Raw genomic sequence first — 19878 nt, 5'->3', positions numbered from 1 at the left:
GCGACCGTGGAAGGGACGAAACAAGGAGGGACCACATGGCTTCCGACGCCGTCACGCTGATCACGACCGACCACCGGATGATGGAGCAGCTCTTCGAGCGCCTCCGCACCGCCGACGGCGACCGCCAGCTGCTGCTGGACGAGTGCGCCGCCCGGTTGACCGCACACAGCCACGCCGAGGAGCAGCAGGTGTACCCGCACCTGCCCTCGGCCGACGAGGCGCACCACGGCGCCGACGAGCATCACGAGGCCGAGCGGCTGCTGCACGACCTGCAGCGCATCTCGCCGGAGGGGCCGGACTTCGACGACAAGCTCGAGGAGTTCATCGCCGCCGTGCGCCACCACGTGGAGCACGAGGAGGCGGTACTGCTGCCGGAGCTGCGCGAAGCGCTCTCCCCGGAACGCCTGGACGAGCTGGGGACGGCGTTCGAGGCGGTCCGCATCGCCGAGCTCGCGGTCGCCGGCATCCGGGTGTAAACGCTCTGCTCAGGTTGCCTATTGGCGAGCCTTCGGTACAGTCGGGCAGGTCATGGTCAGTTTCGGCGGCCTTTCCGGTGACCCCGTCGGCGCGGCGCGCCTCAGCGACCTGCCCCTGGGTCACTCGGCCGTGCAGACGGCGGACCACGTCATCATCCTGGTCACCGCCGGGCAGGGCACGCACGCGCTGGACTTCGTGACCTACGCCTGCCGCCCCGGCACGCTGCTGTGGGGCCGCCCCGGGCAGGTCCACCAGTTCGGCCGCCAGGCCGGCTTCGACGCCACCGTGCTGACGTTCCCGGCGGCCATCCTGCCCGAGCTGCCGCTGCCCGAGCTGCTCGCCGACCCGTTCGCACCGGCCTGCTGGCAGCCCGCGGGCGAGGACGAGGACGCCATCGTCGCCGAGATCGCCCAGATCGGGGTCGACCAGGTCCGCTTCGGCGGGACGGCGTTCGGCTCGACCCTGATCGGGCACTCGGTGGCGGTCCTGCTCATGCGGATCTCGGCCCTCGCCCCGGTGCCCCGGCGCAGCCCCGCCGACCTGCTCATCGGCCAGCTGCGGCGGGAGCTCGAGCGCGAGGTGCGCCACCGGCGGGTCGAGGACTACGCGGACCAGCTGCGCTGCTCGGTGCGCACCCTGACCCGGGCCAGCCTGGCCGTCACCGGCCGCAGCGCGAAGCAGCTCATCGACGAGCGGGTGGCCCTGGAGGCCAAGCGCGTCCTGGCCATCAGCGAGCTGCCGGTGGCCGACGTGGGGCGGCAGCTGGGCTTCGAGGAGCCGACGAACTTCGGCCGCTTCTTCGCCCGCGAGACCGGCCAGTCCCCCGGCAACTTCCGCGCCGCCCTGCACCGCACCCACGCGCCGCGGGTGCCGCACCAGCGCTCGGCCCTGCCCGGCCGGCTGACGCCGCGCACGGCCTGAGCCGGCCGACGCCCGCACTCGCTGGAACGGCCCGCGCACGTACGCACTCCGGGCCGCACGCACGCCTTGAAGACTTGGCACGTGCGTTCACTCGATCGGGAACAGGTGCTTAGCTCGATCGGGGGAACGTCCCTACCGGTAGGAACGCGAGTGGCAGGCCTCCGGGGAGCTGCGGGGCGGGGCGGGGCGGGGCGGACCCGGCCGCGCGGTCGGGGCGGCGATCGTCGCCACCGTCCAGGGCGGGTACGTGCTCGCGCGGGCGGCCGGATCGCAGGACGCGTTCGACGAAGCGTGCGAGGGTGCGGTACACCTCGTGACGGCTCTTCGTTCTTGAAACGCTCTTGAAACGGCGCCCGAAGCGCTGTTGAGTAACCGAGCGCACCAATTGAGGTAACGCCCGGGCCGCCGGGAGAGTAAAAGGAAAGAATGCGACGCCCGATCGCTGCGGACATATCGGGTAAATCGCATTCCAAGGTCACGGTGTGATGCGGCACTCCGCGGGCTTCGCCGGGCCCGGAAGGCCACGGTCGGGCAACTCCAATGCGGCTTCCTCGCGGCCGACGAACGGCACGAGCGTGAAGTAGGCGATCGTCGGCAGCAGGGCCGGGAGCTGCTCCACGCGGCCGCTCGCGACGTAGCGGTACACCGTGGCGTAGATGCCCCCGACGATGGTCTCGACCAGCTCCTCGGGCATCGCCACGCCGGCCGTCCGGGGCGCGTCGGCGAAGAACCGGTCGAACCGGCGCAGCATGCGGGCCCGCTCGGCCCGGCCGTGCGGACCGGCCGCGTCGATCTCGACCACGGCCGTGGTGGCGAACGCCGGCAGCTCGGCCAGGACCTGCAGCATCACCCGCAGCGCGGCCCGGGCCCCCGCGCGCCACGTCGGCTCGGCCCGGTACGCGTCATCCATGATCTTGAACAGCAGGCCGGTGCCGTGGCGGTATGTCGCGATCAGCGCGTCGTCCTTGCCCGCGAACAGCGCGTAGAAGGCGGGCCGGGTCACGCCCGCGGCCCGGCAGATGTCGCTGACCGTGGCGTTGGCGTAACCCTTCTCCGCGACCGTGTGCACGAGCGCGTCATAGAGCCGCTCCCGCTGGTTGGCCGCCACGACCTCGGGCGGAAGCCGGTTCGGGCCGCGCTTGATGGCCCGCCGGGGGTCGCGGCCCTCACGGGCACCGGGCAGCTGGCCAAGCGAATCGGTCGCCATACGACAAGTATCGGTCGATCCACCAAACGGGGCTCAAATCCAGAAGCAGGGGATTTCGGGGCCGCTTCGCTCCCGCCCCGAGCAGGGGGCTTCCGCCCCCTGCACCCCCGGCGAGTGGCGGACGGGCCTCGGAACAGTGCAGAGTGTTCGCGTGTCGACGTCCGCACAGCTCGCCAACGCCGTCCAGGGCGCCCGCGCGATCGCCGCGCAGGGCGACAAGCGGGGTGCGCTGGTGCTGCTCGACAAGGCGGTCGACGACGCCGCGGCCCGCGCCGGCAGCGACGACCCCGACGTGCTCACCGCGACGGTGCAGCTCGCCCGCTACCACGCCGAGATCGGCGAGCTCAACGACGCGCGGCGGGTCCTCGAGGAGGGGCTCGCGGCCGGCTACCAGCGGCTCGGCGACGGGCACCCGGCGATGCTCGGGCTGTCGTTCGAGCTGGCCCGGGTGGCCGACGCGCTCGGCAACGTGTTCGAGGCCAAGCGGCGCTACAACCTCGTCGTCACGCACGGGCCGCAGGCGCTGGGCGCGGGGCATCCGAGCGTGCGGGCGGCGCGGGAGTACCTGGGGCTGCCGGACCCGGAGGGCGACGTCCACGTGCCACCGCCGCCGGTGACGTTCGACCCGCTCACGCCGCTGTCGCCGCGGCCACCGGTGGACGAGGGGCCGATCTTCCGGCCGGCGCCGCGCGAGGAGGAGCGCCACCCGCCCGCCGCCGCGTACGCCGAGCCCGCGTACGCCGAGCCCGATCCCGTCGTGGAGGACTACGACGACGAGGACGACTATCAGCCCGCCCCGTGGCAGCGGGCGGCGTCCGGGCTCGCGGAGCGCACCGGCCAGCCGCCCGCGTCCGCGCCGCCGTGGCCGGCCGAGCGGCCGTCCGGACCGTGGGCCGACCAGCAGCCGCCGACGTCCTGGTCCGACCGGCCACCGCCGGCGTCCTGGGCGGATCAGCCGGTGTCCGGGCCCCCTCGGTTCGATCGACCGGTGTCGTCACCGCCGGGTCCGGTGCCGGTCGGGCCGCGCCCGGTGGCGGACGCGACCCGGCGGCGCTCCCCCATGATCGCCGTGCTGGTCATCATCATCGTGGCGGTGATCGGCGGCGGGATCGCGGCCGCGGTGGCGTTCATCTCGGCCGGCGGGGACGATCCCGGGGCCGAGCCGGCCGGGACCGTCGCCGCGCCCGCGTCCGGCCCGCCGTCACCGCCGCCGTCCCCGACCGCGGCCGCGCCCGGCAACGCGCGGGCGCCCGGCAACCTGCAGCTCAAGGACGACAAGACGAGCGTCACGCTGACCTGGACCGACCCGACCAAGGGGGCGTCGCCGTTCATCGTGGCCGGCGGCACCGAGGGCGCGATGCGCCAGCTCCAGGGGCTTCCGGCGGGCACCACGAAGTACACGATCAACGGCCTCAACGCCAAGCTCGAATACTGCTTCACCGTCGCCGCCGTCTACAGCACCTCTGACGTCCAGCTGTCCGACCTCGTATGCACGAAGCGCAAATAGTGCAACAACCACGCTCCGTGACCGGGTATCGGGCACTCATCGACGGGAATATGATGGGCGCCGGTTTGCCGGAGGGGGCCGGGATGGCGGTGGAGCAGTGGCGATAAATCTACGGTCCGGTCGCAGTGGTGCGCTGATCACGGGCGGCACGATCGTCGCTCTGGTCGCGGTGCTGGGCCTGACGCTGTGGGGCACCGGCGCGGCGAACCACGCCGTGGCGAGCTTCGACGTGAGCGCCTGGCTGTGGAGCGCGGACAAGGGCGAGGTCGCCCGGGTCAACGGCGTCACCGGCAAGGTGGACACCCGCACGAAGATCGCGGACGCCCAGGGGCACAGCATGCAGGTCACGCAGAGTGACCGCTTCGTGATCCTCCGGGACCTCAACACCGGCAAGGTCAGCGTGCTCGACCTGTCCAGCCTGACGCTCGGCGCGACCACCCAGTCGACGCCGGGGCTCGGCGTGACCGTCGCCGTGCATGACGACACCGCCTTCATCGTCGACACCGTGCAGGGCCAGGTCCGCCAGCTCGACCCGATGACGCTGCTGCCGGTCGGCGAGACGCTGAGCTTCCCGCCCGGCATCTCCGCCGGCACGTTCGACGACCGTGGCCGGCTGTGGCTGCTGGTGCCGTCCGAGGGCACCGTCGTCGGCATCGACGCCGCCAAGATCACACCGGCCTCGCCCGCGGGTGGCGCCGGCGGTCAGGGCGCGGGTGGCCAGGGCGGCGGGTCCACCGGCAACCCGGCCAAGGTCAGGACCGTCGGCGTGGCCGACCCCAACCACGACCTGGCGCTGTCCATCCTCGACTCCGGCGTGGCCGTGCTCGACAAGACCGCGACGACGCTGACCACGGTGCGCGGCGACGCCGTGAAGAAGGTGCCGCTGAAGCTCGACGGCGAGGGCGGGATGCCGGACCGGACCGTCGGCGGCGACGTGCCCGTGACCGTCGTCGACGGCAGCCACGTCTACGTCGTCGACAACGACAAGGTCAGCGACTTCACGGTGCCCGGCGACAGCCCGAAGCTGCAGCCCTGCGTCGCCTGGTCGGCCCGGTTCTACTGCGCCGACGACGCCTCCGGCACCGTCTACGTGCTCGACGCGCAGGGCAAGGCCCTCGACCCGATCCGCATCCAGGCCGGCGGCAAACCCCTGGAGATCGAGGTCCGCGAGGACCGGATGTTCATCAACGCGCCCGGCGGCTCGACGGCCCGGGTCGTGGACGCGAAGAACCACGTGACCACGGTGGACAAGTACGCCAACGACGTCCTCGGCGGTGACGCCCCGCCCGCGCCACCGCCGGCCCAGCAGACCAAGCCGCCGGTGACCGCGCCCGGTGCGCCGGCCCGGGTCAACGCCGTCGCCGGCAACACGACCGCCCGGGTGACCTGGACGGCGGCGCCGCCGAACGGGAGCGCCGTCACGAAGTACGTGGTCGAGGGCGACGGGGCGGCCCCGCACGAGGTGGGTGCCAGCCAGCGGGCCATCGACATCACGGGGCTGACCAACGGGACGCAGTACAAATTCACGGTCTACGCGGTGAATGCCAAGGGCAACGGGCCGAAGAAGGCCGCGAACCCGGTCACCCCGACCCGCGACGTCCCCGACGCGCCGGTGAGCGTGGCCGCGACGGCCAACCCGGACGGGACCGTCGCGGTGACGTGGCCGGAGGCCAACGGCCAGGGGCACAAGATCGCGAAGTACGTCATCACGACCGTCGGCAGCGGCGAGGCCAAGACGTTCGAGTCGGCCAAGCCGGAGTTCGCGGTGCCGGCCGGGGAGCTGCCGTACGGGACGCAGGTCGCGTTCAAGGTCGCCGCGATCAACGACATCGGGGGCAGCTCCGGGCAGTCGCCGCTGAGCCCGTCGGTGGTGCCGTTCAACAAGCCGGGCGCGCCGACCGGGCTGACCCTGAAGGCCTCGACGAGCAAGCGCGGCACCGTGGTCGCCACCTGGAAGGCGCCGGCCGACAACGGCTCGCCGCTGACCGGCTACGAGGCCACCGTCAACGGCACCAAGTCGACCATCAACACCGCGCTCACCCACGAGTTCACCGGCTTCAAGGACGCCGAGGCGGTCACGATCCAGCTGCGGGCGGTGAACAAAGCGGGACAGAGTGCGGCGGCCAGCGCCTCCGGGGCCACGCTGGCCGCGCCGAAGATGACCGTGGCCGGCGCCACCGCCGCGCTCAACTCCATCACCGTGCGCTTCACCGCGACCGACGGCGGCTCACCGGGCACGTGCAAGCTCGAGGCCGGCGGCACCAGCACCTCGGGCGCCTGCTCGGGCTCGCTGACGCTGGGCGGCCTGTGGCCCAACACCGCCTACGCCTACACGGTCACCGTCACCAACGGCGCGGGCATGACCGCCAACGGCACCGGGTCCGTCAGCACGCCGGTCTACAAGGGCACCGTGGTGTGCAACGACCCCGGCTACTGCGGCAAGACCGCGAGCGGCGGCGGCATCTGGGTCTACAAGGCGCCCTCGCAGTCCGGCTCCGGCATCGGCGACACCTTCAACGGCGAGAGCTGGACCGCGATCTGCTGGGCCAACTCCAGCACGGGCACGAGCATCAACGCCAAGCCCTACGGCGGCAAGGAGACCGCGATCTGGATCAAGATCGCGTTCCAGGGCGAGAACTACATCCCCTACGCCTGGTTGAATCTGCCCAACGGCACAACGCCGCTCAAGCAATGCTGATGGAGCACCGTGGTCGTCTCGGCTGAACAGCAGTCAACGCAACAGGGCCCGCCGAGCGCCGAGGAGCTCGCAGCGGCAACCGAGCTGGTGGGCCGGCTCGCGCGCAACGTCGAGTCGATCGTGCTCGGCAAGCCGCACGTGGTCCGGCTGACCATGACCGCGCTGCTCGCGGAGGGGCACGTCCTGCTCGAGGACGTCCCCGGCGTCGGCAAGACCACCCTGGCCCGCGCCATCGCGGCCAGCGTGCAGGGCCAGTGGCGGCGCATCCAGTTCACACCCGACCTGCTGCCCTCCGACGTCACCGGGGTCACGATCTTCAACCAGGCGACCCGCGGCTTCGAGTTTCACCCCGGCCCCGTGTTCGCCAACATCGTCATCGCCGACGAGATCAACCGGGCCTCGCCGAAGACGCAGTCGGCGCTGCTCGAAGTCATGGAGGAGCGCTACGTCACCGTCGACGGCGTCCGCCACGGCGTGCCCCGGCCCTTCCTCGTCGTCGCCACGCAGAACCCGATCGAGATGGACGGCACCTACCGGCTGCCGGAGGCGCAGCTCGACCGGTTCCTGATGAAGCTCTCCATCGGCTACCCGGCCGAGGCGGTCGAGATCGAGGTGCTGCGCGGCGCCGTGACCCGCTCCCCCGAGGCCCTCGACCCGGTCAGCGACACGGCCACCGTCGCACACCTGGTGCGGCTGGCCCGGCGCGCGCACATCGCCGACCCGCTGCTCGCCTACGCGGTCAAGCTCGGCAACGCGACCCGCGCGCACCCGCAGATCCGCATCGGCGTCAGCCCGCGTGGCATCATCGCGCTGACCCGCGCCGCGAGCGCCTACGCGCTGACCGACGGCCGCGGTTACGTGGTGCCGGAGGACCTCAAGGCCCTCGCCGAGGCCGTGTTCTCGCACCGGCTCGTGCTCTCCCCCGACGCCCAGGTGCGCGGCGTGGCCCCGGCCGACGTCGTCCGCCAGGTGCTCGAGGCGGTGCCGGTGCCCTCCCCCGTCGCGGCCTGATGCGCCGCACCGCGCACGTGCTGGCGCCGATCCTCGCGGGCGGGGCGGCCTGATGCGGCTCACCCCGCGCGGGGCCGGCCTGGTCGCGGCGGCCGCGGTGCTGCTCGTCGCCGGGCTCGTCTTCGGATATCGCCACCTCGTCGTCCTCGGCACCGCGTGCGTGGCGTCGCTGCTCTTCGCGGCCGGATACGTCTGGTTCCGGCCCCGGCTCACCGTCGCCCGCGCCGTCGACCCCGACCGGGTCATGCGCGGCGAGTCCAGCACGGTGACGCTGCGGGTCGGCAACGCGAGCCGGGTGCGGGGCGCCACGCTCATCGCGCACGACCGGTGCGGGGCGAGCACTGTGGCAGTACCCCTGCTGCGTCTGAAGGCCGGCGGAGAGACCACCGCGCAGTATCCGGTGCCGACCGACCGCCGCGGCGTCGTCGCGATCGGCCCGCTCCGGGTGGTGCGCCGCGACCCGCTCGGGCTCATGGCCCTGGCCCGGGGCTACGGCGGCACGTCGCAGGTGTGGGTGTACCCGCGGGTGCACCGCCTCACCGCGGTGCCGACGGGCATCACCCGCTCCCTCGACGGCCGCGACGACCGCGTGCCGCACGGGACGATCACGTTCGACACGCTGCGGGAGTACGTCGTCGGCGACGAGCTGCGCCGCGTGCACTGGCGGACCTCGGCCAAGGTGGGCGAGCTGATGGTCCGCGAGCAGCTGGACACGTCGCTGCCGCGCTTGGCGGTGCTGCTGGACGACCGCCGCTCCTCCTACCCCGACCCGTCGCTGTTCGAGTCGGCCTGCGAGGCCGCGGCTTCGCTGGTGATGGCCGCGTTCCGGGACGAACTGCCGATCGCGCTGCGGCTGTTGTCGGGACGGTCCGCCACCGGTCGCACCACTCGCGATTATCTCGACCTGCTGGCCGAAGCCGACATTTCCGATTTTTCGGATGTGTCGATTGAGGAGCTGCGCACGCAGCGGGTCGGGGACACGCTCATCTACCTCACCGGGGACCCGGACCTGTCGCACGTCAGCACCCTGCGCACGGCCTACCCGACGCTGGTCGCGGGCGTCTTCGGCGACGCCCGGCCGGCCCTGGAGCGGGTCGTCGTGCTCGCCGTGCGCGACGGCGAAGAGTTCGCCGCCGCCTGGGACGGGGTGCAGCAGTGGTGAGCGGTACGGAGCGAAGCGGAGTGGCCGCGACCCAGCGGCACAGGGAGGACGCGGCGGTGCCGGAGCCTGCGGAGGCACCGTCGTGAGACGGGTTGTCGTCCCGGTGGTGCTGTTCGGGCTGCTGGTGCTGAGCGGGCTGCAGCTGGCGCCCATCTACAACGGCACGCTGCTGCCGCTGCTGGTCACGATCGCCGCCGCCGCCTCGGTGCTGATCAGCGTGGCCGTGCGCCGGCTGCCCGCATACACCGCCGCGCCCGCCTCCGTCCTCGGCCTGGCCGTGATGGTGTTCGTGACCGTGCGCGTGTCGGCCCAGGCCGGACAGGTCTCCGGCGCGGTGCCGCAGGTGGCCCGGGAGGCCCTCGCCAACAGCATCCCGCGCCTGCTCACGGCCCTGATCCCGATCGAGCCGCAGCCCGACACGGTCCTGCTGCCGGTGATCGCCACCTGGCTCGCGGGGCTGGCGGCGGCCGAGGCCGGGGTGCGGTACCACCGCGTGCTCCTGTCCTACAGCGCGCCGACCGCGCTCTTCGGCGCCGCGCTCTACCTGGTCGGGCCGGACACGACCGCGGCCCGGGCGACGACGTGGACCCCGATGGCCTACGCGGCCCTCGCCATCCTCGGCCTGATCGCGAGCGCGCGGCCGGACCTCGGCGGCGACACCCTCACCGGCCGGCAGCGCCGGACCCTGGGCCTGCGCGTCGGCGGCGGCGCGGCGGCCGGGCTCGCGGTCATCGTCCTGCTGTCGCAGCTGCTCGGCCCGACCGTCGCCGAACAGGGCAACGACACCCCCGTCGACCCGCGCAACTACGTGACCCCGCCGCAGCTGGACGCCCTCGACGAGAACCCGCTCGTGCGCCTGTCGGGCTGGAACCTGAACAAGGACCAGCACCTCTTCGACGCCGTCGTCACCCCCGGGCCGGGCGCGCAGCAGGAGCCCGTCATCCGGTTGGCGGTCCTCAACGACTACGACGGTGTCACGTGGCGGATCGGCTCCGTGTACCGCAACGCCGGCCGGGTCCTGGGCCGCTCCGACGGCGAGGGTCCGGAGGTGACGCAGACCATCACGATCGACGGGCTCGACGGCCGGCTGCTGCCCGGGATCGCCACCCCCGAGCGGGTCGACGGGGTGCGGGTGGCCTACGACGCCGACACCGGCACCATCGCGCTCGCCGATCCGTTGCGCCGAGGCTTGCAGTACACCGTCACGTCCCGTCAGAAGCCCCGCCCCGACGATCAGGAACTCTTCGTCGCCGAGGTCCCCGCCCCCGAGGAGGCGGGCCGTTTCCTGGCCCTGCCGGGCAAGGTCCCGGACTCGATCGCGCAGCTCGGCAGCCACCTCGGCGAGGGCGTCTCCAACCCGTACCAGCGCGCGTTCGCCATCCAGCAGTGGCTGGAGGAGCACTACAAGCTGGTCGCGGACGCGCCGAGCGGGCACTCCTACCCGAACGTCGAGCACTTCCTCTTCGGCAACAAGCAGCTCGGCGGCCAGAAGGGCACCTCGGAGCAGTTCACCGCCGCGTTCGCGGTGCTGGCCCGGCTGGCCGGCCTGCCGACCCGGGTGGCCGTGGGCTTCCAGACCCACAAAGGCTCGGCGGAGATCAAGGGCGCCGACGCGGTCGCGTGGCCGGAGGTCGAGTTCAAGGGCTTCGGCTGGGTGGCGTTCGACCCGCTGCCGAAGTCGGACACCGTCCAGCGCCCGGTCGAGGACGACTTCAAGCCGAAGGCTCCGCCTTCCAACCCCCCGCCGCCGTCGGTGCCCCCGCCGTCCGACGTGACAAGCGTGCCGGCCTCCCACTCGGCGGGCGCGTCGACGGCGCCGATTGAGGCTTCCGCTGACAGTCGTGTGCTGTTCGGGGGTACTGCCGGTGCCGTGCTACTCCTGCTCATCGCGTACTTCGTGGCCATACCGCTGCTCGTCGCGCGCCGCCGCCGGCAGCGGTTCTCCACCGGGCCGCCGTCGGTGCGGATCGACGCCGCCTGGAACGAGGTCCTCGTCGGCCTGCGCCAGGCTGGCCGCCCCGCCCCGGCGCACCTGACGGCCGGGGAGATCGCCCGCTACGCCGCCAGCGCCGCCGAGCCCCGCGCCCACGCCCCGGGCCGCGCCCTGCGCCCGTCGGTCCCGCCGGTCGACGAGCTGGCCACCCTGGTCAACGCGGTCGCGTTCGCCGGTGCCGGGGGCGCCGGGGAGCCGCAGGCCGTGCGGGCCACGACCCAGGCCACGGCCTACGTGGACGACCTGCGCGCCCGCCGCCCGTGGTGGCGCCGTCTCCTGTGGACGTTCGACCCCCGACCGCTGCGCTGGCACCGCCGCCGTTGACCGCGCGCGCTCGGTGACGGTGACAGCGGCTCCGGGGACGGCGGCCGCGACGGTGCCAAGGCCCGATTCGCGGTCGACTTCACGGTACCGCGGGAGACTCGCAGCACCTCGGCGATCTCCCGCTCCGACAGCTCCGACCAGTACCGCAGCACCATCACCGGCCGCTGCCGGCCCGTCCCGGCGAAGGCGGTCAACCCGCCTCGCCGGCCCTGACATCCGCGGCCCGACAGCCATCACCCGACCGTGGCGGCCATCTGCTCGATTTCCTTGAGTACCAGGGCAGGCTTGTCCGTCGGGCTCTCGTGCGAACTTCCCTCGGCGGTGACGAGTGTGCGGTCGGGCCCGGCCTTGATGAACGCGGCGGCCGCATCGCGCCACAGCTGCACGTCCTGCGGGGATCCGTCGAAGGGCGTCTTTTCCGACACGATGTAGATGACCGGGACGCTGCCGGGCCAGGAAACCTTGTGGAACGCGTCGTGCGTGGGACCGAAGTTGTCAGCCGTGGCGATGAGCTGACGGTTCGCTTTGGTCGAGGGCGCCTTCTTAAGTTCTTCGATCTGCGGTGCGTTCAGCGCGACGAGACGTTGGTTCTCCGTTTCGGTGAAGAACTGCGGCAGGTTCGCGTCGATGAGGACCGCCCCGGAGACCACGCCTGGGTTCGCGAGGACGAAGTAGTGGGCGACCTCTCCGGCCTGTGAGTGCCCGGCGAGGACCACGTTGCGGGTGACGCCGAGTTCACGCAGACCGGCCTGCAGATCAGCGGCGGCCGCTTGGCCGTCCCAGGGGCTCTTCACCTCGTCACTGTCACCCAGCCCCGCCCGGTCGTACGTGATGATCTGCGACCCGGTCGCCTTCGACAGCTGCGGGACGATGTCCTTCCACTGCGTGTGATCCTCGCCGCCACCGGAGTCCAACACGATGGCCGGCAAGTGCCCCGGCGTGACGTAGAACGCGAGCCGGTGCCCGTTGTTGCTGATCATGTGCAGGCCCGCCGCCGGAGCCGAGCTCGCCGGCCCGGCTGCGTTCGCCGACGCCGAAGCGGCCGAGCCGGCGGGCGCCGCTGTCGGCGCCGACGAATCGCCACACGCAGCGACCGTCACCACCACGGCGAGCGGTACGACGAGGGCAAGGGCAGCCCGGCGAAACCGGGAAATGCTCTGCGCGGTCAGGGGATCATCCTGGGTGGTCATGGAGATCATTCTTCGCGGCTCACCGATTCCGCTCGATCCCGCTGACCACCCGGACCGCTCGGGGGTTGCCCCTACCCCGCCAGCAGCGTCAGGTGGTCCCGCTCCAGCCACGACTCGTAGCCGACGTGCCGGCCGGTCGTGGCCAGCCACCACAGGCCCTGGTTGCTGCGCTGGCCGCGATAGGGCGGCATCGCCCGCGCGGCGGCCGCCAGTTCGAGCGGCAGCCCGGCGGCCCGCACTACGTTCACCGCCTGCACCATGCCGGCTTCGTCGGCCAGCCGCAGCGCAAAGCATTCGCTGACACCGGTTTCCCGGCTGTGCCGCATGACCAGCGCACTCACCCGCGACCTCCCGAAGTCCCGGGAAGGTTAAGCGATCATCGTCACTGTGGCGGAGGCGGCCCCGTCGTGCCGGTGCCGAGTATCGCGATTTTCATCGCTGTCCGGCCCGGCGTGCGGCGGCCCGGTAGTCGTCGTCAGTGACCGGCTCCAGCCAGGTCGTGCCGTCGCCGTGCTCGCCGGCTTCGAGCAGGGCCAGGTGGCACATGAAGTTGTCGGCTGTGCCGCCGTGCCAGTGCTCTTCACCGGGTGGGGTCCAGACGCTGTCGCCGGCGCGTAGGACGATGACCTGACCGGTGCGGTTGACGACGTAGCCGCCGCCTTCGGTGCAGTACAGCGTCTGGCCGACCGCGTGGGCGTGCCAGTTGGTGCGGGCGCCCGGCGTGAACCGCACCAGCGAGGCGACGAGCCGTGACGGCGGCTCGGGCGTCTTGATCATGGTTAGGTAGACGTCACCGGTGAAGCGTTCGGCCGGTGTCTTGACGGTGCTGTTGAGCGGTATCAGCCGCATCGGGTTTCTCCTTGCCTGGATCGTGCGTTGGTGGCCAGGCAGGCCACCGTCACGAGGCTGCGGTCGCGCGGTGACAGTTCGCTGCGCGTCCAGACCTCGCCGAACAGGACGTCGTCGGTGAAGTGGACCAGTCCGGGCGCGAAGTCGCCGAAGATCTTCTGGGCGCCCGAAGGTTCCTGACCTGTCTGCGTCATGTGCGTTCTCCTTCGTTGGCTGAGCGGGCTCGATGGGACGGTTGGTGCGGGCGCGGCTTCCGGGCGTCCAGTTCGGCCATCAGGCCGTGCCGTGGGCGACGCGCTTATCCGGCTGGCCAGCTGGTAGGTGGGGTAGTCGTAGTGCGGTGATTGCCGCCAGCACAGCCACGGCAGCGGCCACGATCAGGCTGTCGCGCACGCCGGTCATGAAGCTGGCCGGCTGTGCGAGCAGGGCGCCGAAGACCGCGATGGCGAGGGCTCCGCCTACTTGTCGGCTGGTGTTGAACACGCCGCTGGCGATGCCGGAGCTGTGTTCGGGCACGCTGTTGAGCAACACGCCCATCGTCGGGGGCATGACGAGCGGGCCGGCGAGACCGATCAGGATCATCACCGCGGACAGCACGGCGACCGGTGCCGACGCGGGCAGGCAGCCGAGCACGATCAGGCCGATCGCCATGACGACAAGCCCGCCGATGACGGGGACACGGTAGCCAAGGCGTTCGACGATGTGCGACGCGAACGAGGTGAGCGCTGCGCCGACCAACATCATCGGCACGAACAGGACTCCGGTCGCGAAGGCCGACAGGCCCCGGACCTGTTGGAGGTACAGGGTGAACACGAACGGCAAGCCGTAGTAGCCGACCATGAACGCGAAGCCGATCGCGGCGGTGATCCGCACCGTCGGGTTGGCCACCACGTGTGCCGGCAGCATCGGATGGCGACCGCGGAACTGGCTGATCGCGAAGATCACCATGGCGAGCACCGCCACGGCCAAGGCCAGCAGGACCGGCCACCGGGCGAAGCCAATGGCGCCGGCTTCGATGGCGCCGAACGTCAAGCCGCCGATCGCCAGCATCGCCGTGACCTGACCGACCCAGTCGATCGAGGCGGCACGGCGCGGGGAGCGCCCGACGCCGCGCAGCGCGTACAACGTCAGCACGCCGACCGGAATGTTGATCAGGAAGATCGAGCGCCAGCTCGCCGCGCTGAGCAGGCCGCCGAGTACCGGGCCCGACGATGAGGCCACCCCGCCGCCGAGGGTCCACAGGGCAACCGCCCGGCCGCGCCGCACCGGATCCGGATACGCCTGGCTGATCAGTGCCATGGAGGAGGGCATCATCACCGCGGCTGCCGCGCCTTGGACCAGGCGCGCGGCGACCAGCACCGGCAGACTGGGCGCCAGCCCGCACGCGAGCGACGCCGCGACAAAGAGCGCCACGCCGATGCCGAAGGCACGTCGCGCGCCGACACGATCCGACAGGGCGCCGGCGGTCAACAGGAACGCGGCGAACAGCAACGTGTAGCTGTCGACGACCCACTGCAGACCGGCGATGCTGGTCCGCAGATCGTGACTGATCGTCGGCAGCGCGACGTTCACCACCACGGCGTCGAACGTGACGATGAAGAAGCCGAGCAGCGCGGCGAACAGCGCACGACGCGGGCTGCTCACCTGCCCCTGGGTAGCCATCGCCGGAGCTGCCGTGGTTGGTGCCGCCGTCATACAGGGGCCCTCGTTCCTGCTCAAGCCTGTGGTTCGCGACCTTGCCGTCAAAGACGGGAAGTGCTGCGTACCGGATATCGCATATCCGCTTACTCCACCGTAGCACCTAAACGGATATCGAATATCCGCTTGCTGTTATGATTCGGGTCATGACCCCCGCTGCCCGCTCGTTGCGCCGCGACGCTGAAGCCAACCGGCAACGGCTACTTGACGCTGCCAGCGAGCTGTTCGCCGAGCGCGGGCTGGACGTCACCCTGAACGACATCGCCCACCACGCCGGCGTGGGCGTGGGGACGGCCTACCGGCGCTTTCCCAACAAGGAAGCGGTGATCGACGCGGTGTTCGAGCAGCGGCTGGAGGCCGTCGAGGCGGCCGCTCACGAAGCATTGCAGGTGCCCGACGCCTGGCAGGGGCTGGCGCAGTACCTGCAACGGACCCTGCGGTTGCAGCTCGCCGACCGGGGACTCGACCAGATCCTCAACGATCGCACGCTCGGCGACGTCCGGATCAACGACGTCCGCGTGCGCATCGCACCCCTGGTCGTTGCCCTGGTTGACCGGGCCAAGGAGCACGGAGCCGTGCGCCGTGATTTCGCCCCGACCGACGTGGCATTCATCCAAACCGCCATGTCCGCCGTCATGGAGCGCACCCGCGACCTGGCGCCCACGCTGTACGAGCGCTACCTGACGATGATGCTCGACGGCGTCCGCGGTGATCGCCCAGACCCCACACCACTGCCGGCCCACGCTCTCAACTCCGAAACGACCCACCTGGCCATGACCCAGAAGCGGCGCACCGGCACGACCAGATGACACGATCAGGCACCCGCATGGGTTGCCGCCCCAGCATCACGCAGGACGCCGGTCGGGATGGCACCGGCTACGCCGGCATGCCCGTTCCGGGGCGATAGCGGCGGCCGGCTCGTGCGGCCGGAACGAATCAAACGGGACAAATGAGAGGGAGGTCGGAGGTGCAGTACACACGGCTGGGTCGCACCGGGCTCCGGGTGAGCCGAATCGGGCTGGGGTGCATGAGCTACGGCAACGCCGCCACCGGCATGCACCAGTGGACGCTGGACGAGGACGCCGCGGCGCCGTTCTTCCGGCAGGCGGTCGAACTCGGGGTCACCTTCTGGGACACCGCGAACGTCTACCAGGCGGGTACGTCGGAGGAGTTCGTCGGGCGGGCGATCACCCGGTTTTCTCGACGAGAAGACATCGTGCTGGCCACCAAGGTCAGCGGGAAGATGCACGAGGGGCCCGGCGGCAGCGGCCTGTCCCGTAAGGCGATCCTGGAGCAGGCGGACGCCTCGCTGCGGCGGCTGAGTACCGACTACATCGACGTGTACTACGTTCACCGCTTCGACCCCGAAACGCCGGTGGAAGAGACGATGTCGGCCCTGCATGACCTGGTCCGGGCGGGCAAGGTGCGCTATCTAGGGGCGTCGTCAATGTGGGCGTGGCAGTTCGCGAAGATGCAGCACGCCTCAGTGCTGGCCGGGGGGACGACCTTCTCGGCCATGCAGGACCAGTACAGCGTGCTCAAGCGCGAGGAAGAACGCGACATGATCCCGATGTGCCTGGACCAGGGCGTCGGGCTGACCCCGTACTCACCCCTTGCGAAGGGTCGCGCGGCCCGGCCGTGGGGCGAACAGACCGCCCGCTCGTCGACCGACGCCGTGGCCAAGGCCTTCGACCGCGACGTCGACAAGCCGGTCGTCGACGCCGTCCACACCGTTGCCGAGGCCCGCGGTGTGCCGATGGCTCAGGTCGCGTTGGCGTGGGTGCTGTCCAAGCCGGTGGTGTCGTTGCCGATCGTGGGCGCGACCAAGCCGCACCACCTGGCCGACGCCGTCGCCGCCCTGGACCTCACCCTGACCGATGCCGAGATCGCCGAGCTGGAGCAGCCCTACACCCCGCAGGACAACTACTGGTGGTAGCCCCAGGCGGTTCATGCGGGTGTGGAGCTCGGCACACCATCGGGGTCCGCTCGGGTGGCGGGGTCGGCGCTGACGGGTTTCACTGAATTACATGGGTGTGATTCGGCTCGGCACGGCGTCGTGGGCGGATCGGCAACTGCTGGCCTCCGGGTGGTACCCCCGCGAAGTCCGCACCTCGGCCCAGCGGCTGGCCTTCTATGCGGGCCGGTTCGACCTGGTCGAGGCCGACACCAGCTATTACGCGATTCCGGCGCCGGAGATGACGGCCGGCTGGGCGGCCGCCACACCACCCGGGTTCACGTTCGACGTCAAGGCGTACGCGCTGCTCACCGGGCATCCGGCGCAGGCTCGGACCCTGCCGGCCGACCTCCGCCCGCCGGGCGCCACCGGCATGCTGCGCCGATCCGACCTGCCCGCGGAGACGCTCGACGAGCTGTGGCGGCGCTTCCACACCGCCCTCGAACCGCTGCGGGACCGGCTCGGGACGGTGCTGCTGCAGTTCCCGCCGTGGCTGGCGTACGGCGAGGCCGCGATCCGCCGCATCGAGGACACGATCGCCCGCTGCCGCCCGCTCGCCGCCGCGGTCGAGCTGCGGCACGGCTCCTGGTTCGCGAACTCGCAGCGGTCCCTGGAGACGCTGCTCATGCTGCAGCGCACGGGCACGTCGTTCGTCGCGGTCGACATGCCACAGGGCTTCTCCTCGTCGGTACCGCCGCTGCTGGCCGTCACCGCCTCCCCGGCCGTCGTGCGGTTCCACGGCCACAGCCCGGCCTGGGAGCGCGGCTCGAAGGAGGACAAGTTCCGCTACGCCTACTCGGAGCGGGAGCTGGCCGACTGGGCCGAGCGGCTGCACATGCTGGCCGCCGACGCCGACGAGGTCCACGTGCTCATCAACACGTGCTGCGCCGGCCAGGCCCAGCGCGACGCCGAGCGCCTGGCCGAGCTGGTCACAGCAGCGACAGTGCCCCGGTGACGGGCTGCAGGGCGTCCTGGCGGGCCGGGCCGATCGCGGCGCAGGTCGCCGTGCCGGCCTCCACCTGGGTGCGGCCCGCGTCGTGAATGACCTCGACCGGCAGCCCGGCCTCCTCGGCCGCCGCGACGACGAGGCCGAGCGTGTCCTCGTCCGCGACCTTGAGCACCACCTTGGGCTGACCGGCCCGCCACCAGTCGGCGAACGCGGCCGTGCGCTGGTTGCGCATCGCCGCCCCGACCGCCGCGTGGGCCGCCTGCGCGGCGATCTTGCCCTTGCCCATGCCGAGGTCGGTGCGCATCACGATGACCAGCCGGGTTTCGCTCACGTGCCCAAGGTTATGTCGAAGCGGTGCAGGAGGATCGGCGCCACCAGGAACGCGCCGGCGAAGACGGCGACGGTCGCGAAGACGGTGCGCAGCAGGACCGTCTCGGTCTTGTCGCCGGCGGTCAGCGCGATCCGGTGCGGCAGGCCGAAGCAGCGCCACATGCGCCGGCCGGTCGGGATCGGCCAGAGGATCGGCGAGCCGTGCCGGGTGATCATGTCGCCGAGCAGGTGGATGAGGCCGCCGACCCCGACGGCCACGCCCAGCAGCGGATAGCCGCGGTCGCCGGGGAGGCGCTCGTAGACGATGAAGGCGGCACCGGCCGAGGCGAGGGTGACGATGAGCCAGCCGGCCCGCTCCGCCCAGCGCTCGAACAGGCCGCGCAGGGCCAGGGCGAACGCGAAGAAGAGCACGCCCATGACGGCCCACTTGCCGTAGGCCTCGCACAGGGCGAGGGTGCCGTAGCCGACGCCGACGTTGAACACGATGGTGTGCGTGAGCGTGCGGTGGCCGTTGCGCCGCGGCGGGTCGTACTTCATCCGGGTGAGCCGGTAGACGCCGAGCGAGAGCTTCTCGATGCACTCGGCCAGGAACAGCGAGAACACGCCGAACGTGTGCGCCACCGTCGCGCCGCCCTGCCGGCGGGTGACCCGGCCGGAAAGGTCCAGGTCCGGCACGAGTGCGCCGCCGGCGCAGATCGCGGTGCCGACGGCGAGTTGCAGCGGCGTCTGGTGGAAGCCCGCGAGCTGGTCCAGCGCGAGGGATCCGGTCAACCAGACGGCCGCACCGGAAAGCGCGTGCGACGAGCCCATCATGCGCAGTGACTATCCCAGGTGGACGGTCATTCGTACATAGGATCTACAGCCGCATCAATGTGCCCGCAACGTCGAGTGTCGTTGCCGTCATCCGCGCCGCGGCGTCCGAGGCCAGGTAGAGGGCGGCGAAGGCGGCGTCGTCGACGGTCGAGTCGCACGGTGTCCAGGACACGACATTCGCCCGCACGCCCGCGGTCGCGAACAGCCGGGCGTAGTGCTGCGTGAGCGCCGTCACGCCCCCGCCGACCGCGTTGGTGGCCGGGTCGGCCCCGACGGGTGCGAGCGTCACCACCGAGCCGTATCCGGCCTCGGCCATCGCCGGCACGAACGCCTGCAGCGCCAGGAACGTCGACGTCAGTCCACTGTCGACGGTCCGCTGCCAGCCGGTGCCGCCGGTCGGGCCCGGCAGGACGAACAGCAGCTCGGGCGCCCCCAGCTCGACCAGGACGCTGAGCCGGACGGCGTCCATGGCCGCCGCGTCCGCGCACTCCAGGCCGGTCGCGGCGATCCCGACCGCCTCCGCGCCGTTCCATCGCAGCTCGTCGACCAGGTCACCCAGGGTGGCCTCGTCGGCGCCGACCACGGCGACCCGGGCGCCCCGCTCGGACAGCAGCCGGCACACGGCGGCGGCCACCCCGTCCGGGCCGCCCAGCACGACCGCGGTCCGGCCCTTGAGCTCCAGAGATGATGCAAACACGACGCTCTCCCCGAGTCGGCGGCTTCTGCTCTTCGACGTTGCTGACCTTGCAAATGTCACGCGGGGCTTTTCTCCGGCGTTGCTGGTCACGCGGGGGC

The 19878-nt window shown here is 71.7% G+C and carries 20 protein-coding genes; 10 read left to right on the top strand and 10 right to left on the bottom strand.

The window, feature by feature from the left end:
* Window positions 1-35: 35 nt before the first annotated feature.
* Window positions 36-476, top strand: coding sequence for a hemerythrin domain-containing protein (locus ACIA8L_RS15685; protein WP_395904790.1), 441 nt, complete (start codon window positions 36-38; stop codon window positions 474-476).
* A gap of 52 nt (window positions 477-528) precedes the next feature.
* Window positions 529-1398, top strand: coding sequence for a helix-turn-helix domain-containing protein (locus ACIA8L_RS15680; protein ID WP_395904788.1), 870 nt, complete (start codon window positions 529-531; stop codon window positions 1396-1398).
* A 475-nt stretch (window positions 1399-1873) separates the two neighbouring features.
* Here ACIA8L_RS15680 and ACIA8L_RS15675 read toward each other — a convergent pair whose 3' ends face one another.
* Window positions 1874-2605, bottom strand: a complete 732-nt coding sequence (locus ACIA8L_RS15675) for a TetR/AcrR family transcriptional regulator (protein ID WP_395904786.1) — start codon at window positions 2603-2605, stop codon at window positions 1874-1876.
* A 151-nt stretch (window positions 2606-2756) separates the two neighbouring features.
* Here ACIA8L_RS15675 and ACIA8L_RS15670 point away from each other — a divergent pair, with 151 nt between their 5' ends.
* From ACIA8L_RS15670 to ACIA8L_RS15650, 5 genes are all read left to right on the top strand, one after another.
* Entirely contained in the window at window positions 2757-4112 is a 1356-nt protein-coding gene (locus ACIA8L_RS15670) for a hypothetical protein (protein ID WP_395904784.1), read from the top strand.
* 97 nt (window positions 4113-4209) lie between these two features.
* Window positions 4210-6810 carry a fibronectin type III domain-containing protein gene (locus ACIA8L_RS15665; RefSeq protein ID WP_395904782.1) on the top strand — a complete coding sequence of 867 codons (2601 nt, stop codon included), beginning with the start codon at window positions 4210-4212 and terminating at the stop codon, window positions 6808-6810.
* Window positions 6811-6894: 84 nt separating this feature from the next.
* Window positions 6895-7821, top strand: a complete 927-nt coding sequence (locus ACIA8L_RS15660; protein WP_395906290.1) for an AAA family ATPase — start codon at window positions 6895-6897, stop codon at window positions 7819-7821.
* Between the two features lie 52 nt (window positions 7822-7873).
* Entirely contained in the window at window positions 7874-8983 is a 1110-nt protein-coding gene (locus ACIA8L_RS15655) for a DUF58 domain-containing protein (RefSeq protein ID WP_395904780.1), read from the top strand.
* Window positions 8984-9065: 82 nt separating this feature from the next.
* Window positions 9066-11300, top strand: a complete 2235-nt coding sequence (locus ACIA8L_RS15650; RefSeq protein WP_395904779.1) for a DUF3488 and transglutaminase-like domain-containing protein — start codon at window positions 9066-9068, stop codon at window positions 11298-11300.
* On the opposite strand, the gene ACIA8L_RS15645 is transcribed toward ACIA8L_RS15650, so the two are convergent.
* The 6 genes from ACIA8L_RS15645 to ACIA8L_RS15620 all read right to left on the bottom strand — a co-directional run bounded on the left by ACIA8L_RS15645 (window position 11207) and on the right by ACIA8L_RS15620 (window position 14983).
* Window positions 11207-11494, bottom strand: a complete 288-nt coding sequence (locus tag ACIA8L_RS15645) for a sigma factor-like helix-turn-helix DNA-binding protein (protein WP_395904777.1) — start codon at window positions 11492-11494, stop codon at window positions 11207-11209. The two genes, ACIA8L_RS15650 and ACIA8L_RS15645, sit on opposite strands and share 94 nt — an antisense overlap.
* Before the next feature lie 39 nt (window positions 11495-11533).
* Window positions 11534-12490, bottom strand: a complete 957-nt coding sequence (locus tag ACIA8L_RS15640; RefSeq protein WP_395904775.1) for an alpha/beta fold hydrolase — start codon at window positions 12488-12490, stop codon at window positions 11534-11536.
* Window positions 12491-12561: 71 nt separating this feature from the next.
* Window positions 12562-12831, bottom strand: coding sequence for a hypothetical protein (locus tag ACIA8L_RS15635; protein ID WP_395904773.1), 270 nt, complete (start codon window positions 12829-12831; stop codon window positions 12562-12564).
* 91 nt (window positions 12832-12922) lie between these two features.
* Window positions 12923-13339 carry a cupin domain-containing protein gene (locus ACIA8L_RS15630; RefSeq protein WP_395904771.1) on the bottom strand — a complete coding sequence of 139 codons (417 nt, stop codon included), beginning with the start codon at window positions 13337-13339 and terminating at the stop codon, window positions 12923-12925.
* Window positions 13330-13533: a carboxymuconolactone decarboxylase family protein gene (locus tag ACIA8L_RS15625; RefSeq protein ID WP_395904769.1), complete on the bottom strand. Its 204-nt coding sequence runs from the start codon at window positions 13531-13533 to the stop codon at window positions 13330-13332. The genes ACIA8L_RS15630 and ACIA8L_RS15625 overlap by 10 nt, the downstream gene beginning before the upstream one ends.
* A gap of 79 nt (window positions 13534-13612) precedes the next feature.
* Window positions 13613-14983, bottom strand: coding sequence for an MFS transporter (locus ACIA8L_RS15620; RefSeq protein WP_395904768.1), 1371 nt, complete (start codon window positions 14981-14983; stop codon window positions 13613-13615).
* A gap of 200 nt (window positions 14984-15183) precedes the next feature.
* Between ACIA8L_RS15620 and ACIA8L_RS15615 the strand changes: the two genes are divergently transcribed.
* From ACIA8L_RS15615 to ACIA8L_RS15605, 3 genes are all read left to right on the top strand, one after another.
* Window positions 15184-15846, top strand: coding sequence for a TetR/AcrR family transcriptional regulator (locus ACIA8L_RS15615; protein WP_395904766.1), 663 nt, complete (start codon window positions 15184-15186; stop codon window positions 15844-15846).
* A 158-nt stretch (window positions 15847-16004) separates the two neighbouring features.
* Window positions 16005-16973 carry an aldo/keto reductase gene (locus ACIA8L_RS15610; RefSeq protein ID WP_395904764.1) on the top strand — a complete coding sequence of 323 codons (969 nt, stop codon included), beginning with the start codon at window positions 16005-16007 and terminating at the stop codon, window positions 16971-16973.
* A gap of 91 nt (window positions 16974-17064) precedes the next feature.
* Window positions 17065-17946: a DUF72 domain-containing protein gene (locus tag ACIA8L_RS15605; protein WP_395904762.1), complete on the top strand. Its 882-nt coding sequence runs from the start codon at window positions 17065-17067 to the stop codon at window positions 17944-17946.
* On the opposite strand, the gene pth2 is transcribed toward ACIA8L_RS15605, so the two are convergent.
* The 3 genes from pth2 to ACIA8L_RS15590 are packed head-to-tail and all read right to left on the bottom strand — an operon-like array spanning window position 17921 to window position 19780.
* Window positions 17921-18271: a peptidyl-tRNA hydrolase Pth2 gene (pth2, locus tag ACIA8L_RS15600; protein WP_395904760.1), complete on the bottom strand. Its 351-nt coding sequence runs from the start codon at window positions 18269-18271 to the stop codon at window positions 17921-17923. The two genes, ACIA8L_RS15605 and pth2, sit on opposite strands and share 26 nt — an antisense overlap.
* Window positions 18268-19083, bottom strand: a complete 816-nt coding sequence (locus ACIA8L_RS15595; protein ID WP_395904758.1) for a metal-dependent hydrolase — start codon at window positions 19081-19083, stop codon at window positions 18268-18270. The genes pth2 and ACIA8L_RS15595 overlap by 4 nt, the downstream gene beginning before the upstream one ends.
* A 43-nt stretch (window positions 19084-19126) precedes the next feature.
* Entirely contained in the window at window positions 19127-19780 is a 654-nt protein-coding gene (locus tag ACIA8L_RS15590) for an SDR family NAD(P)-dependent oxidoreductase (RefSeq protein WP_395904756.1), read from the bottom strand.
* Between the last annotated feature and the right edge of the window lie 98 nt (window positions 19781-19878).

It is taken from the genome of Dactylosporangium sp. NPDC051541 (assembly GCF_044454505.1).
Classification (GTDB): Bacteria; Actinomycetota; Actinomycetes; order Mycobacteriales; family Micromonosporaceae; genus Dactylosporangium.
This window is presented reverse-complemented; position numbering and strand designations above follow the sequence as displayed.

Bases quoted from the DNA above. Each gene is read 5' to 3' on its own strand.
- ACIA8L_RS15685 (WP_395904790.1), top strand. From the start codon at position 36: ATGGCTTCCGACGCCGTCACGCTGATCACGACCGACCACCGGATGATG.
- ACIA8L_RS15680 (WP_395904788.1), top strand. From the start codon at position 529: ATGGTCAGTTTCGGCGGCCTTTCCGGTGACCCCGTCGGCGCGGCGCGC.
- ACIA8L_RS15675 (WP_395904786.1), bottom strand. From the start codon at position 2,605: ATGGCGACCGATTCGCTTGGCCAGCTGCCCGGTGCCCGTGAGGGCCGC.
- ACIA8L_RS15655 (WP_395904780.1), top strand. From the start codon at position 7,874: ATGCGGCTCACCCCGCGCGGGGCCGGCCTGGTCGCGGCGGCCGCGGTG.
- ACIA8L_RS15640 (WP_395904775.1), bottom strand. From the start codon at position 12,490: ATGACCACCCAGGATGATCCCCTGACCGCGCAGAGCATTTCCCGGTTT.
- ACIA8L_RS15630 (WP_395904771.1), bottom strand. From the start codon at position 13,339: ATGCGGCTGATACCGCTCAACAGCACCGTCAAGACACCGGCCGAACGC.
- ACIA8L_RS15625 (WP_395904769.1), bottom strand. From the start codon at position 13,533: ATGACGCAGACAGGTCAGGAACCTTCGGGCGCCCAGAAGATCTTCGGC.
- ACIA8L_RS15615 (WP_395904766.1), top strand. From the start codon at position 15,184: ATGACCCCCGCTGCCCGCTCGTTGCGCCGCGACGCTGAAGCCAACCGG.
- ACIA8L_RS15605 (WP_395904762.1), top strand. From the start codon at position 17,065: ATGGGTGTGATTCGGCTCGGCACGGCGTCGTGGGCGGATCGGCAACTG.
- ACIA8L_RS15595 (WP_395904758.1), bottom strand. From the start codon at position 19,083: ATGATGGGCTCGTCGCACGCGCTTTCCGGTGCGGCCGTCTGGTTGACC.